This is a genomic window from Halomicroarcula saliterrae (assembly GCF_031624395.1).
In the GTDB taxonomy this organism is placed as follows: Archaea; Halobacteriota; Halobacteria; order Halobacteriales; family Haloarculaceae; genus Haloarcula; species Haloarcula saliterrae.
The window spans coordinates 217,952-239,008 of sequence record NZ_JAMQON010000001.1; the positions used below are offsets into that span (position 1 = coordinate 217,952).

The 21,057-nt window shown below is 67.0% G+C and carries 32 protein-coding genes; 19 read left to right on the forward strand and 13 right to left on the reverse strand.

The window, feature by feature from the left end:
• Positions 1 to 8: 8 nt before the first annotated feature.
• Positions 9 to 203 carry a hypothetical protein gene (locus NDI56_RS01125; protein WP_310917566.1) on the reverse strand — a complete coding sequence of 65 codons (195 nt, stop codon included), beginning with the start codon at positions 201 to 203 and terminating at the stop codon, positions 9 to 11.
• A 130-nt stretch (positions 204 to 333) separates the two neighbouring features.
• Here NDI56_RS01125 and NDI56_RS01130 point away from each other — a divergent pair, with 130 nt between their 5' ends.
• A complete protein-coding gene (locus tag NDI56_RS01130) occupies positions 334 to 801 on the forward strand; it encodes a PUA domain-containing protein (protein WP_310917567.1) in 468 nt (155 codons plus the stop codon).
• Positions 802 to 837: 36 nt separating this feature from the next.
• The gene (locus NDI56_RS01135) at positions 838 to 1,242 is read left to right on the forward strand and encodes an Ig-like domain-containing protein (RefSeq protein WP_310917568.1); all 405 of its coding nucleotides are present in this window, start codon (positions 838 to 840) and stop codon (positions 1,240 to 1,242) included.
• Here the strand turns inward: NDI56_RS01135 and NDI56_RS01140 are convergent, their stop codons facing one another.
• Complete coding sequence (locus NDI56_RS01140; protein ID WP_310917569.1) at positions 1,243 to 1,632, reverse strand: ArsR/SmtB family transcription factor; 390 nt, start codon at positions 1,630 to 1,632, stop codon at positions 1,243 to 1,245.
• Positions 1,633 to 1,730: 98 nt separating this feature from the next.
• On the opposite strand from NDI56_RS01140, the gene NDI56_RS01145 reads away from it, so the two are divergent.
• The 5 genes from NDI56_RS01145 to NDI56_RS01165 all read left to right on the forward strand — a co-directional run bounded on the left by NDI56_RS01145 (position 1,731) and on the right by NDI56_RS01165 (position 4,618).
• Entirely contained in the window at positions 1,731 to 2,330 is a 600-nt protein-coding gene (locus NDI56_RS01145) for a DUF7509 family protein (RefSeq protein ID WP_310917570.1), read from the forward strand.
• Positions 2,331 to 2,645: 315 nt separating this feature from the next.
• Positions 2,646 to 3,032, forward strand: a complete 387-nt coding sequence (locus NDI56_RS01150) for a nascent polypeptide-associated complex protein (RefSeq protein WP_310917571.1) — start codon at positions 2,646 to 2,648, stop codon at positions 3,030 to 3,032.
• Position 3,033: 1 nt separating this feature from the next.
• Positions 3,034 to 3,753: a methyltransferase domain-containing protein gene (locus tag NDI56_RS01155; protein ID WP_310917572.1), complete on the forward strand. Its 720-nt coding sequence runs from the start codon at positions 3,034 to 3,036 to the stop codon at positions 3,751 to 3,753.
• 260 nt (positions 3,754 to 4,013) lie between these two features.
• Entirely contained in the window at positions 4,014 to 4,217 is a 204-nt protein-coding gene (locus NDI56_RS01160) for a hypothetical protein (RefSeq protein ID WP_310917573.1), read from the forward strand.
• Entirely contained in the window at positions 4,214 to 4,618 is a 405-nt protein-coding gene (locus NDI56_RS01165; protein WP_310917574.1) for a hypothetical protein, read from the forward strand. The genes NDI56_RS01160 and NDI56_RS01165 overlap by 4 nt, the downstream gene beginning before the upstream one ends.
• Here NDI56_RS01165 and NDI56_RS01170 read toward each other — a convergent pair.
• The 3 genes from NDI56_RS01170 to NDI56_RS01180 all read right to left on the reverse strand — a co-directional run bounded on the left by NDI56_RS01170 (position 4,599) and on the right by NDI56_RS01180 (position 6,756).
• Entirely contained in the window at positions 4,599 to 5,210 is a 612-nt protein-coding gene (locus tag NDI56_RS01170) for a DUF6517 family protein (RefSeq protein ID WP_310917575.1), read from the reverse strand. The genes NDI56_RS01165 and NDI56_RS01170 overlap by 20 nt on opposite strands.
• A 6-nt stretch (positions 5,211 to 5,216) precedes the next feature.
• Positions 5,217 to 5,540, reverse strand: a complete 324-nt coding sequence (locus NDI56_RS01175) for a transcription factor S (protein ID WP_310917576.1) — start codon at positions 5,538 to 5,540, stop codon at positions 5,217 to 5,219.
• Between the two features lie 205 nt (positions 5,541 to 5,745).
• A complete protein-coding gene (locus NDI56_RS01180; protein ID WP_310917577.1) occupies positions 5,746 to 6,756 on the reverse strand; it encodes a cell division protein CdpA domain-containing protein in 1,011 nt (336 codons plus the stop codon).
• Positions 6,757 to 6,878: 122 nt separating this feature from the next.
• On the opposite strand from NDI56_RS01180, the gene NDI56_RS01185 reads away from it, so the two are divergent.
• Entirely contained in the window at positions 6,879 to 7,160 is a 282-nt protein-coding gene (locus tag NDI56_RS01185; protein ID WP_310917578.1) for a DUF5789 family protein, read from the forward strand.
• Positions 7,161 to 7,165: 5 nt separating this feature from the next.
• Here NDI56_RS01185 and NDI56_RS01190 read toward each other — a convergent pair whose 3' ends face one another.
• Together NDI56_RS01190 and nreA are read right to left on the reverse strand one after the other, a co-directional pair.
• Positions 7,166 to 7,339: a hypothetical protein gene (locus NDI56_RS01190; RefSeq protein WP_310917579.1), complete on the reverse strand. Its 174-nt coding sequence runs from the start codon at positions 7,337 to 7,339 to the stop codon at positions 7,166 to 7,168.
• A 114-nt stretch (positions 7,340 to 7,453) separates the two neighbouring features.
• Positions 7,454 to 8,749 (reverse strand): DNA repair protein NreA, encoded by a 1,296-nt coding sequence (nreA, locus tag NDI56_RS01195; protein WP_310917580.1) that lies wholly within the window; start codon positions 8,747 to 8,749, stop codon positions 7,454 to 7,456.
• A gap of 97 nt (positions 8,750 to 8,846) precedes the next feature.
• Here nreA and NDI56_RS01200 point away from each other — a divergent pair, with 97 nt between their 5' ends.
• From NDI56_RS01200 to NDI56_RS01210, 3 genes are read left to right on the forward strand one after another with little or no spacing between them, the layout of a single operon-like run.
• Positions 8,847 to 9,233 (forward strand): hypothetical protein, encoded by a 387-nt coding sequence (locus NDI56_RS01200; RefSeq protein ID WP_310917581.1) that lies wholly within the window; start codon positions 8,847 to 8,849, stop codon positions 9,231 to 9,233.
• 49 nt (positions 9,234 to 9,282) lie between these two features.
• A complete protein-coding gene (gene rnhA, locus NDI56_RS01205; RefSeq protein WP_310917582.1) occupies positions 9,283 to 9,879 on the forward strand; it encodes a ribonuclease HI in 597 nt (198 codons plus the stop codon).
• Positions 9,872 to 10,417, forward strand: a complete 546-nt coding sequence (locus NDI56_RS01210) for a DUF7108 family protein (protein WP_310917583.1) — start codon at positions 9,872 to 9,874, stop codon at positions 10,415 to 10,417. Before rnhA ends, NDI56_RS01210 begins: the two co-directional genes overlap by 8 nt.
• A 7-nt stretch (positions 10,418 to 10,424) precedes the next feature.
• On the opposite strand, the gene NDI56_RS01215 is transcribed toward NDI56_RS01210, so the two are convergent.
• Entirely contained in the window at positions 10,425 to 10,784 is a 360-nt protein-coding gene (locus NDI56_RS01215) for a PadR family transcriptional regulator (RefSeq protein WP_310917584.1), read from the reverse strand.
• A 287-nt stretch (positions 10,785 to 11,071) separates the two neighbouring features.
• On the opposite strand from NDI56_RS01215, the gene NDI56_RS01220 reads away from it, so the two are divergent.
• The 3 genes from NDI56_RS01220 to NDI56_RS01230 all read left to right on the forward strand — a co-directional run bounded on the left by NDI56_RS01220 (position 11,072) and on the right by NDI56_RS01230 (position 13,308).
• Positions 11,072 to 11,605 (forward strand): inorganic diphosphatase, encoded by a 534-nt coding sequence (locus NDI56_RS01220; protein ID WP_310917585.1) that lies wholly within the window; start codon positions 11,072 to 11,074, stop codon positions 11,603 to 11,605.
• A 149-nt stretch (positions 11,606 to 11,754) separates the two neighbouring features.
• Positions 11,755 to 11,880, forward strand: coding sequence for a hypothetical protein (locus NDI56_RS01225; protein WP_310917586.1), 126 nt, complete (start codon positions 11,755 to 11,757; stop codon positions 11,878 to 11,880).
• A gap of 84 nt (positions 11,881 to 11,964) precedes the next feature.
• Positions 11,965 to 13,308: an alkaline phosphatase family protein gene (locus tag NDI56_RS01230; RefSeq protein WP_310917587.1), complete on the forward strand. Its 1,344-nt coding sequence runs from the start codon at positions 11,965 to 11,967 to the stop codon at positions 13,306 to 13,308.
• A gap of 180 nt (positions 13,309 to 13,488) precedes the next feature.
• On the opposite strand, the gene NDI56_RS01235 is transcribed toward NDI56_RS01230, so the two are convergent.
• Complete coding sequence (locus tag NDI56_RS01235) at positions 13,489 to 14,562, reverse strand: tubulin/FtsZ family protein (RefSeq protein WP_310917588.1); 1,074 nt, start codon at positions 14,560 to 14,562, stop codon at positions 13,489 to 13,491.
• A gap of 144 nt (positions 14,563 to 14,706) precedes the next feature.
• Positions 14,707 to 14,976 carry a MarR family transcriptional regulator gene (locus tag NDI56_RS01240; RefSeq protein WP_310917589.1) on the reverse strand — a complete coding sequence of 90 codons (270 nt, stop codon included), beginning with the start codon at positions 14,974 to 14,976 and terminating at the stop codon, positions 14,707 to 14,709.
• A gap of 128 nt (positions 14,977 to 15,104) precedes the next feature.
• Here NDI56_RS01240 and NDI56_RS01245 point away from each other — a divergent pair, with 128 nt between their 5' ends.
• Positions 15,105 to 15,617, forward strand: coding sequence for a type II toxin-antitoxin system RatA family toxin (locus NDI56_RS01245; protein ID WP_310917590.1), 513 nt, complete (start codon positions 15,105 to 15,107; stop codon positions 15,615 to 15,617).
• A gap of 3 nt (positions 15,618 to 15,620) precedes the next feature.
• Here the strand turns inward: NDI56_RS01245 and NDI56_RS01250 are convergent, their stop codons facing one another.
• Positions 15,621 to 16,355 carry a halocyanin domain-containing protein gene (locus NDI56_RS01250; protein ID WP_310917591.1) on the reverse strand — a complete coding sequence of 245 codons (735 nt, stop codon included), beginning with the start codon at positions 16,353 to 16,355 and terminating at the stop codon, positions 15,621 to 15,623.
• A gap of 151 nt (positions 16,356 to 16,506) precedes the next feature.
• Here NDI56_RS01250 and NDI56_RS01255 point away from each other — a divergent pair, with 151 nt between their 5' ends.
• The 3 genes from NDI56_RS01255 (at position 16,507) to NDI56_RS01265 (ending at position 18,367) form a co-directional block, all read left to right on the forward strand.
• On the forward strand, positions 16,507 to 17,298 hold the full coding sequence (locus NDI56_RS01255) for an aldo/keto reductase (protein ID WP_310918914.1): 792 nt from the start codon (positions 16,507 to 16,509) through the stop codon (positions 17,296 to 17,298).
• 108 nt (positions 17,299 to 17,406) lie between these two features.
• Positions 17,407 to 18,147, forward strand: coding sequence for a hypothetical protein (locus NDI56_RS01260; protein ID WP_310917592.1), 741 nt, complete (start codon positions 17,407 to 17,409; stop codon positions 18,145 to 18,147).
• 34 nt (positions 18,148 to 18,181) lie between these two features.
• Positions 18,182 to 18,367 carry a DUF7333 family protein gene (locus tag NDI56_RS01265; protein WP_220586753.1) on the forward strand — a complete coding sequence of 62 codons (186 nt, stop codon included), beginning with the start codon at positions 18,182 to 18,184 and terminating at the stop codon, positions 18,365 to 18,367.
• Here NDI56_RS01265 and NDI56_RS01270 read toward each other — a convergent pair.
• Together NDI56_RS01270 and dnaJ are read right to left on the reverse strand one after the other, a co-directional pair.
• Positions 18,359 to 19,111, reverse strand: a complete 753-nt coding sequence (locus NDI56_RS01270) for a hypothetical protein (RefSeq protein ID WP_310917593.1) — start codon at positions 19,109 to 19,111, stop codon at positions 18,359 to 18,361. The genes NDI56_RS01265 and NDI56_RS01270 overlap by 9 nt on opposite strands.
• A 42-nt stretch (positions 19,112 to 19,153) precedes the next feature.
• Positions 19,154 to 20,302: a molecular chaperone DnaJ gene (gene dnaJ, locus NDI56_RS01275; protein ID WP_310917594.1), complete on the reverse strand. Its 1,149-nt coding sequence runs from the start codon at positions 20,300 to 20,302 to the stop codon at positions 19,154 to 19,156.
• A 111-nt stretch (positions 20,303 to 20,413) separates the two neighbouring features.
• Between dnaJ and NDI56_RS01280 the strand changes: the two genes are divergently transcribed.
• Entirely contained in the window at positions 20,414 to 20,917 is a 504-nt protein-coding gene (locus NDI56_RS01280) for a type IV pilin domain-containing protein (RefSeq protein WP_310917595.1), read from the forward strand.
• The last annotated feature ends 140 nt before the right edge of the window (positions 20,918 to 21,057 follow it).

A 21,057-nucleotide genomic window follows, 5' to 3' on the forward strand; every position in this document is an offset into this window, starting at 1 on the left:
GCACCTGTTCAGACCGGGCGACCGTCCTCGGACGTGCCGACCAGCAACGCGCCGGCGGCCATCCCCAGCGCCGCGACGCCGGCGGCGATTCCAGCCGCGGTGGCCGAGATGCCGAGACTGAACGGCCCGCTGACGAAGATGAGTATCGAACTGACGACCAGCAACAGCGCGCCGAACCACACCTTCCGCTTGTCTGTAGCCATTGTACCTCCGTCTAACGCGCCATCGGGTATAAATTTCCCCAAAGCCGGCCGGAATTATGACAGAGAACCTCACACATGGTGCGGCCGTCGGACCGAAAACGGGTTACTCCCGCACGCGACACCACAGACAATGAGTGACAGCGAGTTCCGTGGCCTCTGTCGCGCGGCCGACTACCAGTTCGGCCGCGGCGCGGGCGCGGCGTTGTTCCCCGCCGAGTCCGCTATCGAGATCACACGCACCAGCTCGGGGCGGCCGCGCCAGCTCCACGCCCAAGACGGCCGGGTGGCCACCTACGCCACCGACGGGCGATTCGTGCTGGGGCTGGCCGGCGGCCGACGTCTGCTGGCGTCCTCCGAGACGCCGCGCCACCGGGTCGTTGTCGGCGACGAGAGCGAACCGTTCGTCCGCGACGGCCGCAACGTCTTCGCAAAGTTCGTCCAGGAGGTGGACCCGGCCATCCGGCCCGGCGACGAGACGCTCGTCGTCCACGAGAACGGCGACCTGCTCGCCGTCGGACGCGCCGAACTCCCCGGGAGCGGTATGGCCGACTTCGAGACGGGGATGGCAGTCAAAGTCCGGCAGGGCGCGGATAGCTGACCGAACACACTTAGCTCGCCACCCGGAAGGGGCGCTATGCGCCGCCGCACGTACCTCTGTGGACTCGCCCTCTCGACGCTCCCGCTTTCCGGGTGTGCGGGCGACAGTTCGTCGTCACCGCCGACCGTGACGCCCGACCCCGACGACCCGGTTCTGTTCGTCGTCACCAACCAGCAGGGGGCCGCTGCCACGGTTCAACTGACGCTCGCCCTCGACGACGGCGCGACCGTCCTCGATGAGTCGGTGACGCTCGACGCCGGCGCGTCACGGGAGTACGACCCCGGAATCGACCGGCCGGGTCAGTACGAACTCACGGCGGCTATCGAGAACGGACTGCAGCGGACGCTGACGCTCAACATCGGCTCGGGTGATATCCGTACCGGCTCGAACTACGACGTTATCCTCCGGGACAACGGCGTACAGGTGACGTGGGAGGAGTGATTACTCGTAGGCGTCGGCGAAGACCCGCTCGCGCCGCAGGAGCTCTTCGACGCCGTAGTCGAGCAGTGCCTCGCCAAGCGCCGTCGTCCGGTAGTAGGAGTAGAGCCCCTCGCTCGTGGGTTCGTTTCGCTTGCGGTTCTCGACGAGACCCACGTCGACCAGCGTATCGAGGTGGTGATGGAGCGTGTTGCCCGGCAAGTCCAGGGCCTCGCGCAGCTCCTTCGCGCTCATCGAGCCGTCGCGGTTGAGCCGGTAGAGCACCCGGAACCGGGTCTCGTTGCCGATGGCCCGCTGCATGGCCACGTACTCCTCGAAGGTGAGGACGCTCCGTTCGGGGAGGAGGTCGGCCGGCTCCGCCGGGCCGGTCCCCTCCTGTGGCTCGCTTCCCATCCTACCCCTAACTCGTCGTCGGACCGGTATAACCGTTGCTGAGTCAGCTAACGCTGAGTATCGCCGTCATTTAAATATAATCCGTGTGTGGTCCCGGTATGCGCGCCCGGATCAAGTCCGCTCTCGGCGAGGTCGCCTACGGGGATTTCCTCGTCTACCTGATGGGGCCGTACACGACCTTCGACGTCGCGGATATCGTCCCCGAGGGCGTCGACCCCGAGTCGGTGTCACTCTCCGCAGCGTCGGCGTCGGACGGCGAGCTCGACGCGATGCTCTCGACGCTGCGCTCGATACAGGGCACGCTCCGCGAGGACCCCGGGGTCAACGCCTTCCTGGCCATCGACCCGGACATCCCCCTCTCGGAGATGGACGCCGCCAGCCAGAGCATCCGGTTCGCCCGCGCGAGCAACGCGACGCTCTTCGTCGTCCCGGCGATGGGCGACAAACTGGGCGTCGGCATGGAAGTCGGGTCAGTGCTCGAAGACCTGGACGACCCGGACCGCGAGCGGGTGCTGTTCGCCCACGAGGACGCCGTTAGCAGCGCGATGATACGAGCCATCAGCCAGCGCTGGGACGCCCGGGTCGTCAGCTACGAGACCGAGGCGGAGCTGGTCGACGCCGTCAGGCAGTTCGTCGCCGACCTGATGAACCGCGAGCTGTACGGCGACCTGCCGCGGAAGACGACGCGTGACGGATAACTCGACGGAGACGGCCGGCGTCGCGCTGGCTGTATTGACCGGTGTCTGTGCGTCCCTTCGCGCGGTTCCCCGGAATCTCACTTCGTTTGCTCCGGCCCTTTCGCCACCGTCAGCGCACGCTCTGACTGGCCTTGCTTCGCTGTGTTCAGCAAGACCACGTTTTCGCCGGGGGAGGCGCACGCAGTCGACCCGCGACCGAACGACGTGTGGGTGAAACCGCCACGCTGGCCCGCAGCGAGCGACGGGAGCGAGGAACTCCGACCGTGAAAACGGTGGGTCGCTAGCCTTTTTTATCCAGAACGCGCACCCACGGACATGTTCGGAGGAGGCGGCGGGATGAACCCGCGCAAGATGCAGAAGATGATGGAACAGATGGGCATCGACATGGCGGATATCGATGCCGAGGAAGTGATTATTCGGACGCCCGACGAGGAGCTCGTCTTCACGGACGCCGAGGTCCAGCTGATGGAGGCACAGGGCCAGAAGACCTACCAGGTCGTCGGCGAGCCCGAGAGCCGCGACCGCGGGGAGTCCACTGCGGCTGTCGAGGCCGGTGACGAGCCGTCCGGCGACGACAGCGGCGTCGACGAGGACGACGTGGAGCTCGTGGCGATGCGAGCCGGTGTCGACGAGGACACCGCACGCGAAGCGCTGGAAGCCAACGACGGCGATCTGGCGGACGCGGTCGACGAACTGGAGTAGCGTGTACCTGTTCGTCAACGAGGACCGCGAGTACCTGCTCTCGCCCGGCGAGCGATTCGAGTCCGACCTGGGCATTCTGGAGGTGCCCGAGGACGTGGCACCCGGCGACGTGGTCGAGACGCATCTGGGCACCGCCTTCACCGTCCGTCGGCTGCGCGGGCCGGATCTCTTTACCCATCTCGAACGCACCGGCGCGCCGATGATGCCCCGCGACGTGGGGCTCGTCGTGGGCAAGACCGGCGTCGCCGCGGGCGACCGCGTGCTGGACGCGGGGACCGGCACCGGCATCCTCAGTTCCTACATGGGACGGCTGGGCGCCGACGTGGTGACCTACGAGATCGACCCCGACTTCGCCGAGGTGGCCCGCGGGAACATGGACATCGCGGGCGTCGCCGACGCCGTCGAGGTCCGGACCGGCGACGTGACCGACGACCTCGACGAGCTCTCGGGCTTCGACGTCGTCACCCTCGACACCGAGGACGCGCCGACCGTCGTCGAACGGGCCCCGACGCTCCTCTCCCGGGGCGGGTCGCTGGCCGTCTACTCCCCGTTCGTGGAGAACACGCGCGAGGTCGTCGCTGCGGCCCGCGAGGTGGGGCTCGACGACATCGAGACCCTCGACACCATCCAGCGGGAGATGGACTTCGACGACCGCGGCTCCCGACCCTCGACCGGTGGCGTCGGACACACCGGGTATTTGACGTTCGCCCGGCGGCCATAGCGAGGGTTTCGGGAGCGAAGCGACCGAAACCCTCGAAAGCGACGCGGGGAGCGAAGCGACCCGCGGAGCAGTTGTGAGCGAAGCGACCGAAACCCTCGAAAGCGACGCGGGGAGCGAAGCGACCCGCGGAGCAGTTGTGAGCGAAGCGACCGAAACCCTCGAAAGCGACGCGGGGAGCGAAGCGACCCTCGAAGTAGCAGCGATACACTATCTTCCGAGAGCCGTGGTTTCAAGCCCCAGTGATGCGTATGCCCTGCTGCATGAGCGACGCTCCCGACGAGACGACGACGTGGCCCGAGCTCGCAATCGGCCTGTACGACCGGCTGACCGGACGGAACGCCGAAATCACCTACGAGTTCGAGGATATGGAGGTCGACGTCCCGAGCACCACGGGCGAGGACCCCGAGTACGCATACTGGCGTGTCGACGGCACGCTCACCGTCAAGGCCCGCGAGAAGGAGTGACGACGATAGCTACGCGACAGCACGGCGACCCGCCCGAGACCCTCGCGGAGCTGCTGGACGACCTCGAACAGCGGCCGTCGCTGTCGGTCGAAGCCGACCTGACCCTCCAGCTGGACGGCCACACGGCGACTGTCGTCGGCTACGACGACCTCGTCGCCATCGACCTGCCGTCGCTGCCCGCCGCGGTCTCGCTGTGGCGCAACCGCCCGGTCGCGGTGATGGACGCGGCGGCAGTGCTCTCCTCGGTGGGGCTGACAGTCGAGCTCCGGGTCCGGGGGGCTCCGGTCGCCCGAATCGGCGACGCGGCCGCCCCCAGCGGCGTGGCCCGCCGGCTGGGGCTGGGCCCCGTCGAACTCGTCCCCGAGGGAGCGGTGCTCGCGCTCACTCGACGGCGCGGATGAGCGCGAGCAGTTCGTCCCGATAGGCCTGCGGCGAGCGCTGCAGTGGTTCGTCGGGCTCGTCGAGCGCAAGTATCTCAGCGAGCGACCGGTCCGGATACGCGCCCGCGGCGATGCGAAAGCCGTCGCCGTGCCAGACGGCGACCCAGCCGGTAATCGACAGTGTGGTTCCCACGCTATCGAGCGGCAGTTCGGCCGCGTAGGTCCGCAGGTGCGCCCGGTCGCCGCTGTCGGTCCGAACGCGTTCGCGCCGACCCCGAGAGACGTCCTCGAAACCCCGTTGGCGAAGCTCGCTCGCGAACGTCGACCCCGCCTCGGAGCGGACCGTCGGCAGTATCATCGCCGGACCGATACCCGGGGCCAGCGACGGGCGGAAGGTCAGCGCCGTCGCGAAGAAGAAGCGCCACTGCTGGTCGATACCGGTGGCCGCAGCGACGGCCTCGCGCGTGCGAGCGTCGTCGTAGAGCTTCGTCGCGCCGGCGACGCTGGCGGTGGGCAGCTTGAAGACGGTCTCGACGCGTTCGTCCGTCAGGTCCCAGCCACCGCGGGCCAACCGCGACTCGGGGACGACCGGGAACGCGGCGTCGGAGGTCACGATGGCCTAGTGGTCGTCCTCCCGCCACTTGTGCTCGCACTCGGTGCAGGTGAAAAAGCGCGTCTCGGACTCGTCGGCGGCCCGAATCTGTTTCATCTCGTAGAACGCCCGCTCGTTGCCACACTCGGGACAGCGGGCGCCGGTCGTCGGGCCCATGTCCTCGACGTCGACCTCGGAGGTGTCGACGACCTCGGAGGACTCCTGGCCCTGTGTCGTGACGGCCATCTCCTCGGATTCGGCGCTGCGTGCCTTCTCGGCGCCGCAGCTGCTACAGAGCCACATATCGCCCTCTGTTTTCATCATCGAACCGCAGTCGTCGCAGAATTCCATTGTTGTCCCACCCTAAGCCGCCCGTCTGTGTTAAACGCCGGGGTTCCTGCCCGTACACCGAGCTATAGTACGGTGAATAGCAAAGCAAGCACGGCCGGAAAGCCCGCGCTCTCGACCCACGCACAGCGAGTCGCGGAAGTGCAACTGGCCGGGGCGTTCTGACTGTGAAACGCGCGGTTCTGCGGACCCAGATAGCGACGAGGGGTTATCCGTTGTCGACCCACGCGGAGCAGGCGTCCATGTCGTCCATCGTCTCCTCGTGGAACGAACAGTAGGGGGCGACGTCGTCGCCGTCCATCACGTACTGGAAGTGTCGGCAGTTCCCGCAGTAGCTGTCCGGCTCGCCCCGGTGGACCGCCGTCTCGGTGATTGGGTCCCGCCCCGTCGCGGGCGTGGTGCCGCCGTCGGTGGTCGGGGCGGATTCGGGCCCGGCGTTGGCCAGCTTCGGGTCGAGTTCGTGTTCGGACGGACCGGTCGCGTGAGCGGTGCGGTCGGACCGACCCGACCCGCGTGGCTGGTCGGGCTCTGGCGACGAGTCGAACACTTCGCTGCCGTCGCCGCCCGACGCCGCCGAGGCGCGCGTGGTCTCGCCGCCGTCGCTCGTTGTCGCACGGCCGCCCTCGTGGCGGTTGGTCTGTGTCTCAACCGCGCCGTCGGGGTCCTGGCCGAAGAAGCCGATGCCGCCCAGCCCGGGAATCGAGCTGGACTCTTCGACGAGCTCGATGGTTCCTTCCTCGGTGACTTCCATGCGGGCGGTGCCGCCGGGGTCGTTGCGGGTGTTGAACGTGGCCAGCGCGACGAACAGACACCAGAACGTCGTCAACACGCCGGCGAAGTAGAGCGCGCTCACGCCCAGGGCGAGCATCGGTGCGTTGGCCATCCAGTTGTACGGGTAGATCTGCCGGAAGGCGGCCACGCCGACGCCGGCCACCGCAGCGCCGCCGACGGCGGTCAGGCGCGTCCGCCGGCCAGCGGGCAACACGGCGAAGATACCGAGCACGACCGCCGGTAGACCGATGCCGGCGACGGTGCCGGCCACCTCACGCGCCGCGTAGTCGTCCAGTCCGAGCGTGGCCCCGACGCCGGTCGTCGCCAGCGCGATGGCGCTGACGAGCCCCGCGGCACCAGTCAGGAACAACCCGGTCCCAACGAGTTGCTGGCGCCGCGTCGCCACGCGGCCGACCTCCCCCTCGTACACGTCCGTCAAACTGGTCATAGACGTACTAGAACGGCGTTCCTCAAAACTACCCGTCAGACACGCGCATGACACGCGTGCACACAGGCGACCGCTCGACACCATTCCGAAAGCACTAATCGGTCCGGCGGGCACGTTCGGGTATGAGCGACGACGACAGCGACGACGAGCCGGCCGTCGAACTCGGTGAGGGGCCTGCCGTCGAGGGCGCCCCGCTCTCGCGAGTGACCGCGCGGCTCACGTGGGGAATCGAGCACAGCACGGTCGTCGAGCGCGAGGGCGACACCACGATACGGACGCCCGACGGCCCGCGGGAACTGGCCGCGGTGATGGACGGGGTCGACGAGACGTACTTCGCGGACCGACACGAGTTCGAGGCGGCGGTGCGCGACGTCATCGGCACCGGGCCGGTCCCGACCGAGTAACGGTTCTACCGCATCGATTCGAGGGCGGTGACCGTATCGGAGATGAGCCACGCCTGTTCGTTCTCGGGGGATTCGATGCTGAGTGCGCAAAACGAGTCCGCACCGTCGTCGACGGTGATGTGGTAGGCCTCGCTCTGCAGCTCCGCACTGGGGGGCGTGTCTGCTGGCTGTGGGGGCACGTTCGGTGTTCAACGGACTCGGAAGGGTAAACCCGTCGGTTCGGTAGATAGCAGGCTTGAGACGCTGAATTAAAGCCGATAAGTCGGGGCCGGCGCGGGGGTGTCGGGGGTCGCTCAGAAGTCAGAAAGCTGTGACTGCAGGCCCGCGACCAGTTCGGACTTGCGCCGGAGCGCCCCCATGGGCACCGGTAACTGGTCTGCCACCGCGTCCAGCGTCTCGCTGAAGCTCTGGCCGACACCGGGCTCGCCCTCGAAGGCGTTCCGGACGCCCTCACGGACCTGCCAGACGCCGACGGGGGCCCAGTAGTCGTCCGTTATCTCCCGGAGGACGAGACACTTCGCCTGCCGGCCCCGCGTTTCGAGGTGTTCGAGCGCGCCGAGCCGTGCGGCGTAGTACGCGCCGGCGGTCTCCTCGACGTAGCCGGTCCGGCCCTCGTACCCCTCGTAGGCGCTCGACATGTAGTAGCCCGTCCCCGGTCGGGGGTTCCAGACGCTCTCGGGCGCTTTCATCTCGACGAGCTCGAACTCCCAGCGGCCGGGCGCGAGGACGACCCAGTAGCGGTTCCCCATGTACTCGTTGTACCAGAGCTCGGGTTTGTCGATGGTGTCGCTGTTTCGCAGCGTGCCACGGAGATACTGGCCGACGGTGTCGTCGACGGCGGTGATAGACCAGCGGGTCGGTACCAGCGACCGTTCGCTGGCCTGCCCCAGTGCGCCGGCCGAGAGGATGGTGTTGATGTCGTAGACGTCGAACCCCCGGCGGTACAGGTAGGTCATCGCCCCCTGAGCCTGCCAGTCGTCGTCCGAGAGCGTCTTCTCGACGGCCCGGGGGACGTGGGGGTTCTCCGCGAGGTCGGCGCCGGTCGCCGTCGCGCGCGGGCCGGTCGGCGTGCCCACGTCGTCGAAGGCCACGTCGAGGTCGGGTTTCCCGTCGAGCCCCACTTCGACGTCGACCGGGTGGTCGGCGATGGCGACCTCGCGCTGGACGCCGACGAACCCCTCCCACACGTCGTAGGCCCCGCCCGCGTCGCTCCCGCGGCGGCGACCCGTCTGGACGGAATCGACGGCCGTCTGGCGCGTCGAATTCAGCATGCCCGTCCGGCGCTGGAGCACGTCCTCGATACCCAGCCCCTCGCTGTACCAGTCGCTGCTGGTGGCAAAGCCCTCGGCGGCCGCGTCCCGGTCGACCGGCGAGAGCAGCCCCGTCGAGACGGTCGGATAGCCCGAGCGGCCGACGAAAATCTCGGGGGCGGTCGAGCCAAAGAGCGCGTCGCCCTGCAGGGCCTCCTCGAACTGGCGCTCGACGTCGTCGAGGTGGTCGGTGATGGCGTAGGACTTCTCGGCGGCGAGGCGGCGCTTCTCGGCCGCTTCGTCGCGCTCGAACCCCTCGATGAACTCGTCGAGTCGCATCTGTGGCCGCTTGGCTCCTGTCCGACAAGAAGGTGTCCCTGCCGAACGTCACCAACTATTAGGTACCTCGAACGAGTAACAACAGGTGATATAAACAATGGTAAACCTCACGAAGTGGTCGGGACTCGTCGCGACAGTCGCAAGCCTCGTCGTCATTCTCCTGCCGGCGTTCTTCCGGGTGACACACCCGCAGGCCCTGACGAGCCTGCTGGTGGGTGAAGTCGCCGCCATCGCGCTCGCTCACTCCGCGTACCGGGCCTCGTCGGGGAAGCAGGCGAGCCCGCTGTCGGTCGTGGCGGCTATCGTCTCGGGACTGATACTGCTGGTGTCGCCGCTCTTGCTGTCGCCCTTCGACCCGTTCCTGACGCTGATGCTCGGCACCAGTCTGGTCGTCCTCGTCGGCGGGATACTCGCGGGCGTCGACCGAATCCGCGGCGGTGCGGCGGGCCGACAGACCGGCGCCGAACGCCTCGCCGGGCACTGACACCCCGGGACCACAACCCCTTTTGCGACTGGCCGGTCTCCCTCGAACAATGCCCGTTATCGAGTGCGACGTTGGGGCGGCCCGCGAGACGCTCGCCGAGGCCGGCGTCACCGTCGCGGACGGCAACACCGACCACGAGCGCTGGCGCGCGGAGTACGGCGGGGCGACCGCCGTCGCCTACGACGACAAAGTGGTCGTCCAGGGCGGCGACACCGCACAGCTGGAAGCGCTGCTACGCGGTGACGACGGCGGCCGAGTGCACGTCTACTTCGACGGGGCCTGTCGTGGCAACCCGGGCCCGTCGTCGGTCGGTTACGTGCTGGTCGACGACGGCGGTATCGTCACCGAGGGTAGCGAGACCATCGGCCGAGCGACCAACAACCAGGCCGAGTACGCCGCACTGGTCAAAGCGCTCGAAGTCGCCGCCGACTACGGATTCGACGAGGTCCACGTTCGGGGCGACTCCGAGCTCATCGTCAAACAGGTCCGCGGCGAGTGGGACACGAACGACCCCGACCTGCGCGAGCAGCGGGTGCGCGTCCGGGAGCTGCTCATGACCTTCGACGACTGGCAGCTCGAACACGTTCCGCGGGAGATAAACGACCGCGCCGACGACCTCGCAAACGACGCACTGGACAATGCCTGACCTCCCGACCGACACGGTAGACGAAGTGGAACGGCTCACCCGACTGGCCCGCGAAGCGGTCGACGAGGGCGCGGCGGCCGCCTATCGCGAGCAGCGCGACTCGCTGCTCGACGACCACGGGTACGAGGCCCGCATCCGCGAGGAAGACACCGGGGACGTGCTGGTCTGTTACCCGTCCGAGTGGGTCGACGACGGCGTCATCCGGCCCGACCGGGTCGAGGACACGGACCGCGGCGTCGAGGTCCGGCTCTCCGGGCCCGGCGACCCCGAGAAGTGGGAGGACGTCGAGGCCCGGAACCGGGCGGTCGTCGCTGCCGTCCGGGACGAACACGGCGAGGTCCACGCCGCGACGGCGCGCAGCCTCGCGGACTTCATGGGGAACCATTACGCAAAGCCCATCGCCGAGGCCACGCCCGACGAACTGGCCGAGTTCCGCGAGGAGTACTTCCGACGAAACGCCTGGCCGACCGACCGGCAGCGGGCGCTGCTGGACGACTCTGTTCGGTTAACGGTCAAAAAAGCCGAAACGTCTCGTTAGGGGTCGCTTACGCCTGGCCGTCGACGAGGTCGTGGAGCTCGTCGGCGCGGTCGCCGCCGGTGACGAACTTCGAGAACTCCCAGCCGAGCTGGTCGAGCACCGCTTCCTTGCCGTCCTCCGTCAGGGAGTACTGGTTGGTTCGCTTGTCGAGTTCGCTCTTCTCGACGAGCCCCATCTCGACGAGGTCGTCGAGGTTCGGGTAGAGCCGGCCGTGGTTGACCTCGTCGCTGTAGTACGATTCGAGTTCTCGCTTGATAGCGAGCCCATACCGGGGCTCCTCGGCGAGGATAACGAGGATGTTCTGCTGGAACGCGGTCAGGTCTTTTGCAACACCGGGACTGCTCGCTACGGATTGTGCCTCTGACATGGTTAGCCAAATGTCATCAAGCTATTTAAAACTTGTTAACTCCAGCGTATGTTACAGTAATACCAGCCGATGGTGGCCGATATATCGGAAGCCAGTAATTATTAGAAATACGGCTAATGGTGGTATCGGCCTCCAACACCCCATCCCCAGACGGGAGTTTTAGGCCCGGCTTACCTGCCCGTAGCGTCTACCTTCGCCTGAGCGACCCGTCAATAAGTAGTTTATGCCAAATAGGTGGGCGACACATTACGAAACTCCTTTTTGACACCCCGACGCAGTCGCGGGTGATGACGAACCTCTGGGAAGACCTCGAGACCGGACCGAACGCCCCCGAAGAGATCTACGCCGTCGTGGAGTGTCTCAAGGGAGAGCGCAACAAGTACGAGTACGACAAGGACATCCCCGGCGTCGTGCTGGACCGAGTGTTGCACTCGAACGTCCACTACCCGTCGGACTACGGCTTCATCCCGCAGTCGTACTACGACGACGAAGACCCCTTCGACGTGCTGGTGCTGGTCGAGGACCAGACGTTCCCCGGCTGTGTCATCGAGGCGCGCCCGGTCGCACTGATGAAGATGGACGACGACGGCGAACAGGACGACAAGGTCATCGCCGTCCCCACTGAGGACCCCCGATACGACCACATCGAGGACCTCGACGACATCCCACAGCAGACCCTCGACGAGATAGACGAGTTCTTCTCGACCTACAAGAACCTGGAGGAAGGCAAGGAAGTCGAGACGCTGGGCTGGGAGGACAAACAGGCCGCGATGGACGCTATCGAGCACGCCCAGGAACTCTACGACGAGCACTTCAACTGACCCAGACGGGTTGGTTGTCACGGGTCGGCCGTCTCGCTGCAGCTAGCCGCCACCGGCGGCTATTTTTACCGGTAATATCGGCATGCGTTGCCGATTATGTATGAGCATGGGTAATCCTTTCACTGTGCGGATCGTTGTTACGTTCGACGATGGCTCCTGATCGATCCGACCAACCGACGGAGGACTGTCCCATCGGACCCGACAGAGGGCCGCCACAGCTGCCGGCTATCGCGCATCTCACAGTCGTTCCGGAGAACGCCGACCCGTCGACCTGAGGACCGGGGTCGGAGCGTTTTGCCGCTTTCGGTGACGCGACTACGAAAAGAAGCTTCTTGTTCCCGACCTGTATACACGCTCGCATGGGACTATTCGACCGTTTGAAAGGAGACGACGCGCCCCGCGTAGCGTTCTTCGGTATCGACGGCGTGCCGTACAGCCTCATCGACGAGCATCCTGACGTGTTCCCGAACCTCACCGAGATGAAGGAGTCGGGCGCCGCCGGCCCCATCGACAGCATCGTGCCGCCGGAGTCGAGCGCCTGCTGGCCCGCGCTGACCACCGGCGTCAACCCGGGCGAGACCGGCGTCTACGGCTTTCAGGACCGTGAGGTCGGCTCCTACGACACCTACGTTCCCATGGGTCGGGACGTACAGGCCACCCGGCTGTGGGACCGCATCACCGACGAGGGCCGCGACGCCACCGTGTTGAACGTCCCCGTCACCTTCCCGCCACAGCGCAACGTCCAGCGGATGGTCTCGGGCTTTCTCTCGCCCGGCGTCGACAAGGCGGCCTACCCCGACGACCTGCGGGACCACCTGCAGGCCAACAACTACCGCATCGACGTGAACGCGAAACTCGGCCACGACGACGACAAGTCCGACTTCGTCGAGGACGCTCACAAGACGCTCGAACGGCGCTACGAGGCGTTCTCCCACTACGTCGAACAGGACGACTGGGACCTCTTTTTCGGCGTCTTCATGACCACCGACCGGGTGAACCACTTCCTGTTCAAACACTACACGCAGGACGGCGAGTACCAGCAGGAGTTCTTCGACTTCTACGAGAAGGTCGACGAGTACCTCGGCAAGCTCCGGGCACAGCTCGACGACGACGTGACCATGGTCGTCGCCTCCGACCACGGGTTCACCACGCTCGAATACGAGGTCCACTTCAACGAGTGGCTCGAACAGGAGGGGTGGCTGGACTTTGCCGAGGACGACCACTCGGAACTGGGCGACATCAGCGAGGACGCGACGGCGTACTCGCTCATCCCCGGGCGGTTCTACATCAACCTCGAGGGACGCGAGCCAAACGGCGGCGTCCCCGAGGCGGAGTACGAGTCGGTGCGGGCCGACCTCAAGGCGAAACTCGAAGAGCTGGAAGGCCCCAACGGTAACAAGGTCGCCGACCGCGTCGTCACCCGCGAGGACGCCTTCCGGGGCGACCACACCGACATCGCCCCCGACCTCGTCGTCGTTCCGAACCACGGCTTCGACCTCAAGGCCGGCTTCAAGGGCAGCGAGGAGGTCTTCGACGTCGGCCCGCGCAACGGGATGCACTCGTTCGACAACGCGACGCTGCTCATCGACGACGAGGAGGCCCGCATCTCCGACGCCGACCTCTACGACATCGCGCCGACCATCCTCGACCTGATGGACCACGACTACGACCGGACCGAGTTCGACGGTAGTTCGCTGGTCTAACAGACCTTTCTCCGACTCGGGTGAGCGCTCCGCGTTCACCACTCGCCGCAAAAATCTACGCGAGAAGGCCGAATCCCAACAGCGTGAGGATTCGGTACGACCGTTCGCTCCGCTCACGGGACGCTCGACGGGACTGCCGTCTCTCCCTCGTCGGAGCGGCCCGGAGGCCGCTCGCGGCCGTCACATCAGGCTGTCGAGGTCGTCGTTGGTGAACTCGTCGGGGTCGGAGTCTTTGCCCTGTGACTGAGCGGCCTGCTTGGCCTTCTCCATGAATTTGTCGACGCGGCCGGAGCGCTCGACGCCCGAGAGGACGACCAGCGCGGCGATCTTGTCCGAGCCGAGCGGGAAGTCACCGCCCCGTACTTTCATGCTGCCCGTCTCGTCTTCGACCCAGCGCCGGGCGCGTTCGACGCCCTTTCGCGAGAGGCGCTCCGGGTCGCCCGCGATGACCAGGAGGGCCGACTCGGCGTCGGTGGCGTTGGGGAGGCTCATGCTCGTGAGGAGGGCGTTGCGGGTGACGCTGGTGATGGTGTTGACGTTCTCTTCGGCGTCTTCGCTGGCTTTGGCGGCGGCGTAGCCGACCGCCGAGATGCCGCCGCTGCGGAGGGTGTTGATGATTTCGGAGGAGTCCACGACGCTCTCGCCCACGCCCTCGACGGCCTCGCCGGAGGCGAGGAGCAGGCCGATGCGCTGGGCGATGGCGTCGTTGATTCGCTTGTACCCCTCGGCGACGCTGTCGCCGGAGCCGCGCCAGGCGTCGTTGTCGACCAGGAGGACGGAGTCGGACTCGCGGATGGCGGTCTTCAGCGACCGGCCGGCGTTGGCCTGGTACAGCCCACCCTCGTCGTCGCCCGGGAGGATACCGAGGGTGTAGACGGGCATCTCGTAGATGCGTTTGAGCTCGCGGACGAGCATCGGCGCGCCACCGGAACCGGTGCCACCGCCCAGTCCGGCGACGACGACGACCGCCTCGGCCTCGGTGGTGATGCGGCCGTCCATGTTGTCGAGCACTTCCGTCGCGTTCTCCTGCATTATCTGTGCACCGAGTTCGTTGTCGCCGCCGACACCGTGGCCTTTCACGCGGTCCTGGCCGATGAGGGCGGTATCGACGTCGAGGTTCTGGAGGTCTGCTTTAGCGGAGTTGACCGCGAGGGCGCCGCGGACGGCGTTGAAACCCATGTTGTAGTCGAACTCAGCGAGGGACTGGGTAACCTTTCCCCCGGCTTGACCGACACCTATCAGGACGACTTTCATACGAAACGTCATAGTCCCGGCACTAATCAACGTTACCCCGGATGAGACGCTGTGACACTGTTACAGGCGCTGTCGCCGGCTGAGTAGCACGTGTTCACGTGTCGGGGGCGGGCGTCGACGAGAAGGTCTAGCGGGCTGACTATTCTACTCGATAGTCAGCGTGTAGATGCGCTTGCGCGCGTCCGAGAAGGAAAATCTGGAGCCGACGACGTCGACGTCTTCCAGACGGGTCAACGCGTACCGGACGGTGCGGGGCGGCAACAGCGTCTCCTCGGCGAGTTGGCTCTGGGTCAGGCTGTCGTTGTACTCCAGTACCTTCGCGACGAGCTTCGCGCTGGGCGGCAGGTCCTTGACGGCCTCCCAGCCCACGTGCTCGTTGTCGCCCTCGGCTTGCTGGACGTCGGATGCGCTCATACTCACCCGTATCGCATACAGGATAATAATATTTCTTGTTCTGTCTCATGCATAGCGGGAATCTTCCGGCAATTTCTGGCCGTCGTAGGGGCCGAAAGCTTACAGTGGGAACCGACCCCTTGGTTCGTGTGGACGAAATCGAGGCCCGCACGGTCGTCTACGCGCCCCCCGACGAGTTGTACGATTTCCTCGTGGACTTCCCGGGCTATGCGCGCTACTCGGAGTATCTCGACCGGGTGACACAGGACGGCGACGGCACGCTCGGGACGAGATACGCACTCCAGTTCTCGTGGTGGAAGCTCGCTTACACGGCCCGTTCGGAGGTGACCGCTGTGGACCCGCCAGAGCGCATCGACTGGCGGATAATCAAGGACATCGACGCCGAGGGCTACTGGCAGATAACGCCGACCGAGCCGCCCGACGGTGTCGAGACCGCCACGGAGGTCGTCCTCCACATCGAGTACGACGCCAGTTCGGCCTCGTCGAGCGCCGTCGACCTCCCGAAACTCGTCTCTATGGGATGGGTCATCGAGAAAGTCAAACCGCTCGTTCGCAAGGAAGCGACCCGTATCGTCAGACGCGTCGTCGACGACATCGAGGGGGAGCCACGGGACGCGGACGTCGAGATACGGAGCGCGTGACCGCTATTCGTCGGCCGGAACGTCGTAGTCGCCGCCGTACCGCATGAAGACGTAGGCCAGCCCGAGCGTCGCGACCATCACCACCGAGGTGGCGACGCCCAGCATCTTCGCGCTCCCGGGGACGCCGAGGGGCCCGGTACTGGAGCTGCCGCCGGTGCTCACTGTCGGGTAGTCCGTGCCGACGACGATGGATCCTTTCATCTGATTCGCCTCGTGGGGGGAACAGTAGTAGTTGTAGATGCCGTCCTCCTCGAACGTGTACTCGTACTGGACGCCGCTGCCGCCGACAGCGCTCCCCGAGTCTAGCGGGCCGTCGCCGTCCGAGACGACGTTGTGATTCCCGTTGCCGGTCCACTCGAACTGGACCGTCGCACCGTTGTCGACGTGGATGGCGGCCGGGCCGAAGCCGAACGGTCCGTCGTTTGCCTCCACCCCGACCTCGACCGTCGCGGTGTCCTGTCCGCGGGCGTCAGTGACGCTCCCGGAGAAGTTCCCGACCTGGTCGAGATAGCCGCCGAAGTCCGGCGGGCCGCCGCCACCGCCGCCACTCGCGGTGCCGGATTCGGTGCCGGCGGCTGTCCCGGACTCGGTACCGGTGGCTGTCCCGGACTCAGTCCCACTTTCGGTCGCCGTCCCCTCCTGTGCGGCCGCGGTTCCGGTGGCGGCGGCTGCGGCCGTCGCCCCCGTTGCGGTCCGCATAAAAGCCCGACGAGACACGTCCGTACTACCGTCTGTCATGGTTCGTCGTTTGGACTCGCCTGTCCTGAATATGTCGGTTTCCAGTTGGTCCCCACGTCCGGTTCCCGGCCGCTTTTCAGCCCTGAACACGACTGTTCCTATGATGTCTCAACAAACGCCGACAGCCGATAGCGTCCCGCGCGCCAGCGGCATGCCGATGCTCGGGCTCGGAACGTGGCAGAACGACGAAGCCGACGCGTGTGCGAACAGCGTCGAGACCGCCCTGGAGATGGGGTATCGACACGTCGACACCGCCCAGGCCTACGGGAACGAGGACGCCGTCGGCGACGGTATCGCCGCGGCCGACGTGCCACGCGAGGACATCTTCCTCGCGACGAAGGTCTGGAACTCGAACCTCGCAGCCGAGGACGTCCACTCGACGACCGAGGGGAGCCTCGACGACCTCGGCGTCGACGCCGTCGACCTGCTGTACGTCCACTGGCCGGCCGGCGCGTACGACCCGGAGGCGACTCTGGGCGCGCTCGACGAGCTCTACGACCAGGGGAAGATACACAACGTCGGCGTCTCGAACTTCGAGCCCCACCACGTCGAGGAGGCCATGGAGATTCTCGACGCACCGCTGTTTGCGAACCAGGTCGAGATGCACCCGTTCCTCCCGCAGGAGGAACTGCGCGAACACGCCGCCGAGCACGACTACGAACTCGTCGCGTACTCGCCGCTGGCCCGCGGCGCGGTGTTCGACAGCGACGTGCTGACCGACATCGCCGACGACCACGACGCGAGCGCCGCGCAGGTCAGCCTGACGTGGTTGAACGAGAAGGGCGTCACCGCCATCCCGAAAGCCACCGGCCGCGACCACATCGCGGACAACTGGGCGAGTCTCGACCTCGAACTCGACGACGCGGAGATCGACCGCATCGACGACATCGACCACCGCGACCGGAAGGTCGACCCGGACTTCGGCCCCGACGCCTGGGACTGACTCGGCAGCGCGACGCGAGGACCGCAGCGCGGCCCGGAACTCTCTTCTCGCTTATATTTTCTGCCGTGGCCTGAAAGCTTTACCACCGGGAGGGGTAAACTGGCACGTATGTCAGTCGGGAGCGAAGGGGTCATCGGCGGTCTCCGAATCGACCTCCGGCGGTTACACGAGACGTGGATGGAGCTCGTCTACCCCCGCCAGCGAGGCGCAGGCGACACCGTGCTGGGGACCTGGCGGCCGGACACACAGCTGGGGATGGCGCTCTACCGCGTCTGGTCAGCGCTGGGGGTCCCGGTCATCGGAGTCGTCTACCCGCTGGTCCTGCTGGGCGCGTTCATCCGGTTCCAGACCCGCCGCATCGGTCGGACGGCGACCAGCCTCGGGCTGCTCGGTGTCGTCGTGCTCTCGCTCGTCGTCTGGGGCGCCCTCGCCGCGCTGGCTCGGTTCCAACTCGACCTCATCACCGGTGGCTTCCTCGCCATCGCGCTCGCCGGCGGGGTGGCGACCGTCTCGGCCGCACTCGCTATCGGGGCCCGCGCGGCCGGCGGCCGAGCCACGACCGTCCTGCTCGCCTACCCCTTCGCCATGACCGCTATCTTCCTCCCGCCGGTCGTGGCCGCGCTGTTCTCGAAGACGCTCGCCGCCGTCGTGCTCCCGAACAGCACCGCGCTGGCCCGGTGGCTACTCGCGAACGCGCTCGCCCCTATCGGCCTCGCCGAGACCTTCTCCAGGACCTTCGAGCTCGAAGGCGTCGGCTACGTCATCATGTGGCTCGCCATCTCCTTCCCCATCGGCTGGGTGCTCGGCTCGCTGGTGACGCTTGCCGACCTCGTCCGGCCCACAGAGTAACGGTTTTGCGCCTCCACTCCTAAGCCGCGCTCGTATGGAACTAGACGCGCTGAAGACGGCGGTGGCGTTTCTCGTCCTGTTCGGCGTCCTCGCGGTCGGGACGCTGATGAGTCCGATGACGACCAGCACAGTGATGATGGTCCTCGGCGGGCTGCTCGTGTTCGGTGTGGTGACGCTGTTGCTGGGCGTCAAACACGGGGAGTACCGCGCTTCACACTGAGATATCGCCCGGTCGAACCACCCGATTTTCCGGTACGTCGTCCCCGTCAGCGACGGCCACGTCGCTTGCCGCGTCGTCGCCAAAGCGGACCGTGGCACCCGCCCGCATCGGCGCGAGCAGGCCCGCGACGACGGCCCCGGCCGAGGTGACCGGCGCTCGCAACGCGACCGTGGTCTCCGCGTCGATGTCGTGCTCCTCGATTACCCGCTCGCCCGCCCTCAGCAACTCGCTGTGTGCGTAGGTGCCCCCGCTGTCGGCGATGGCGGGGTCGTCGGGGCCGACCTCGCCCGGTGGCTGGAGCGGGTTCTCGCTCCACAGCTCCCGCTCGAACCCCGCGACCGTCGGGTCGTCGCTGGGACCGCCGTAGGCCAGCGCCTTCGTCCCCGGCGCGAGCTCGTATCGGTCGAGCCACGCCGCGGGCGCGACCAGCGCCGTCGCCTCGATCTCCCTCGGCGGGTCGAGGTCCGCGACGGCGCCGTCGAGCGTGGCGGCGAGCACGGCGAGGAGCCCGTCGGGTGCGTCCCGGAGATAGCCCGGTTCGTCCCCCTCGCTCGGGTTCTTGGGCCCGACGACGACGGCGACCGCCATTCCCGAACGGACGCCGTAGTGACGCATCAGGTTCCCGCCTTTCCAGACGTTCGTACAGAAGTCCCGGTAGCTGTACGGCGCTGACCGCTCCGGCGTCGAAAAGAGCACCCCGTCGCGCTCGCGGCCCGCCGCGACGAGCTCTCCCAGTACCTGCATACGGTGTTGTTGGGCGTGACCGACCAAAAGACAGGCGAAAGCCTACAGCGAGTTCTTGAGCTTCTCGAAGAACCCTTCCTCGACGTCGACCTCCTCGCCGCCGGCCTCCGCGAACTGTTCGAGCGCCTCCTTCTGTTCGCTGTTCAGGTCGTCGGGCGTGACGACCTGCACCTGCACGTAGAGGTCGCCGCTGCCGCGCCGGCGCAGTCTGGGCATCCCCTTGCCCTCCAGTCTGAAGACCTCGCCGCTCTGGGTGCCGCTTGGCACGTCCACCTCGACCTCCCCGTCCAGCGTCGGCACGGTGATGGTGTCGCCGAAGACCGCCTGCGGGAACGAGATGGCGTGATTGTACGAGAGGTCGTCGCCGTCGCGCTCGAAGTCGGGGTGGTCCCGAACGGTCACCTGGATGAGGAGGTCGCCGTTGGGGCCGCCGTTCTCGCCCGGGGCGCCCTCCCGCTCCATGCGGAGCGTCTGGCCGTCGGCGATGCCGGCCGGGATGTCGACCTCCAGAGTCGCCTCGTTTCGGACGGTGCCGTCGCCCCGACAGGTCGAACACGTCTCGTCGTACAGCGTCCCCTCGCCCTCGCAGCGTCGGCAGGTCGCCGTCTGCTGGACCCGGCCCATCGGGGTCTGCTGGACGCGCGTGGTCTGGCCCTGGCCGTTACACTCCGGACAGGTCTCCGAGTCGGCGTCGGGCGGATGGCCCGCCCCGTCGCAGTCGTCACAGGTCTCCGGCCGGGTGACGGTGAGTTCCTTGGTCGCACCGTCGTAGGCCTCCTGCAGGTCGATTCGCAGTCGGGTCTGGAGGTCCTGACCCTGGCGTCGGCGCGAGCCACCGCGGCCGCCGCGACCGCCGCCACCGAAGAACTGGTCGAAGATGTCCTGCATATCGAAGCCGCCGGCGCCACCGACGCCGCCGGCGCCGCCCATGCCCCCGCCTCCGCCGCCGGCGCCGCCCCGCTTCTCGGCCTGCTCGAACCGGTCGTGGCCCATCTGGTCGTACATCTGCCGCTTCTCCTCGTCGGTGAGGACCTCCTTTGCCTTCTTTGCCTTCTTGAACTTCTCCTCGGCGTCGGGGTCGTCGCTCACGTCCGGATGGTACTCCCGCGCCTTCTGGCGATAGGCCTCCTGTATCTCGTCCTCGGAGGCGTCCCGCGAGACGCCCAGTATCTCGTAGAAATCCTGGCTCATTGGTTGTTTGAGGGATACTGGCTTGCGCTACTTGAAAAGAACGGGTCCGGGACACACAACAGGAGCGTGGTACCGGGGCGCTTATTTTTCCCCCGGGAGACAGTCCGCTCAATGAGTGGCACGTCGGACGCCCGCGCGGCCGTGACCGTCGAGCGCATCGCAGTCTGGGGAGTGGCGGTGCTGGCAGTCGCCGGGTTCGTCGCGCTCGCCGTGGGGCCGGGCGCGCAGTTCCGGACTGCCACACCGACGGCCGACTTCGAGGCGACGTACGACAACTCGACGGGGGCGGTCACGGTGAGCCACGCCGGCGGGGACGATCTGACCGGCGAGTCCGTCGCCGTCGTCGTTACCGACGCCGACGGCGGCACGACGACGCGACTCCTGTGGGCCAACGGGTCCACGCTCCCGGTCACCGAGGGCGACTCGGTCACCGTGGACGACCCGCGCGTCGACACCGACGGCGACGGGAACTACCTCGACGCCGACGGGTCGGTCGGCTTCTACCTCGAACCCGGGGACACCGTCGACGTGGTCTGGACGGGACGACGCCTCGGCGCGCCGGCCACCCAGACCGAGACGATCGGGACGGTGACGCTCGGTAACACGACCGGCTGAGTTCGGGGCGAACGGTCGCAAGGTCCAGAAACCGCCGGCGGTCACTCCGGCGAAGGTGACTCCGGGGTCTCCGGCCAAGCGGTCGTCGCTCCTACCACGGACGGTAGTTTTTGGCCGAAAACACGATTCGACTGCCACTA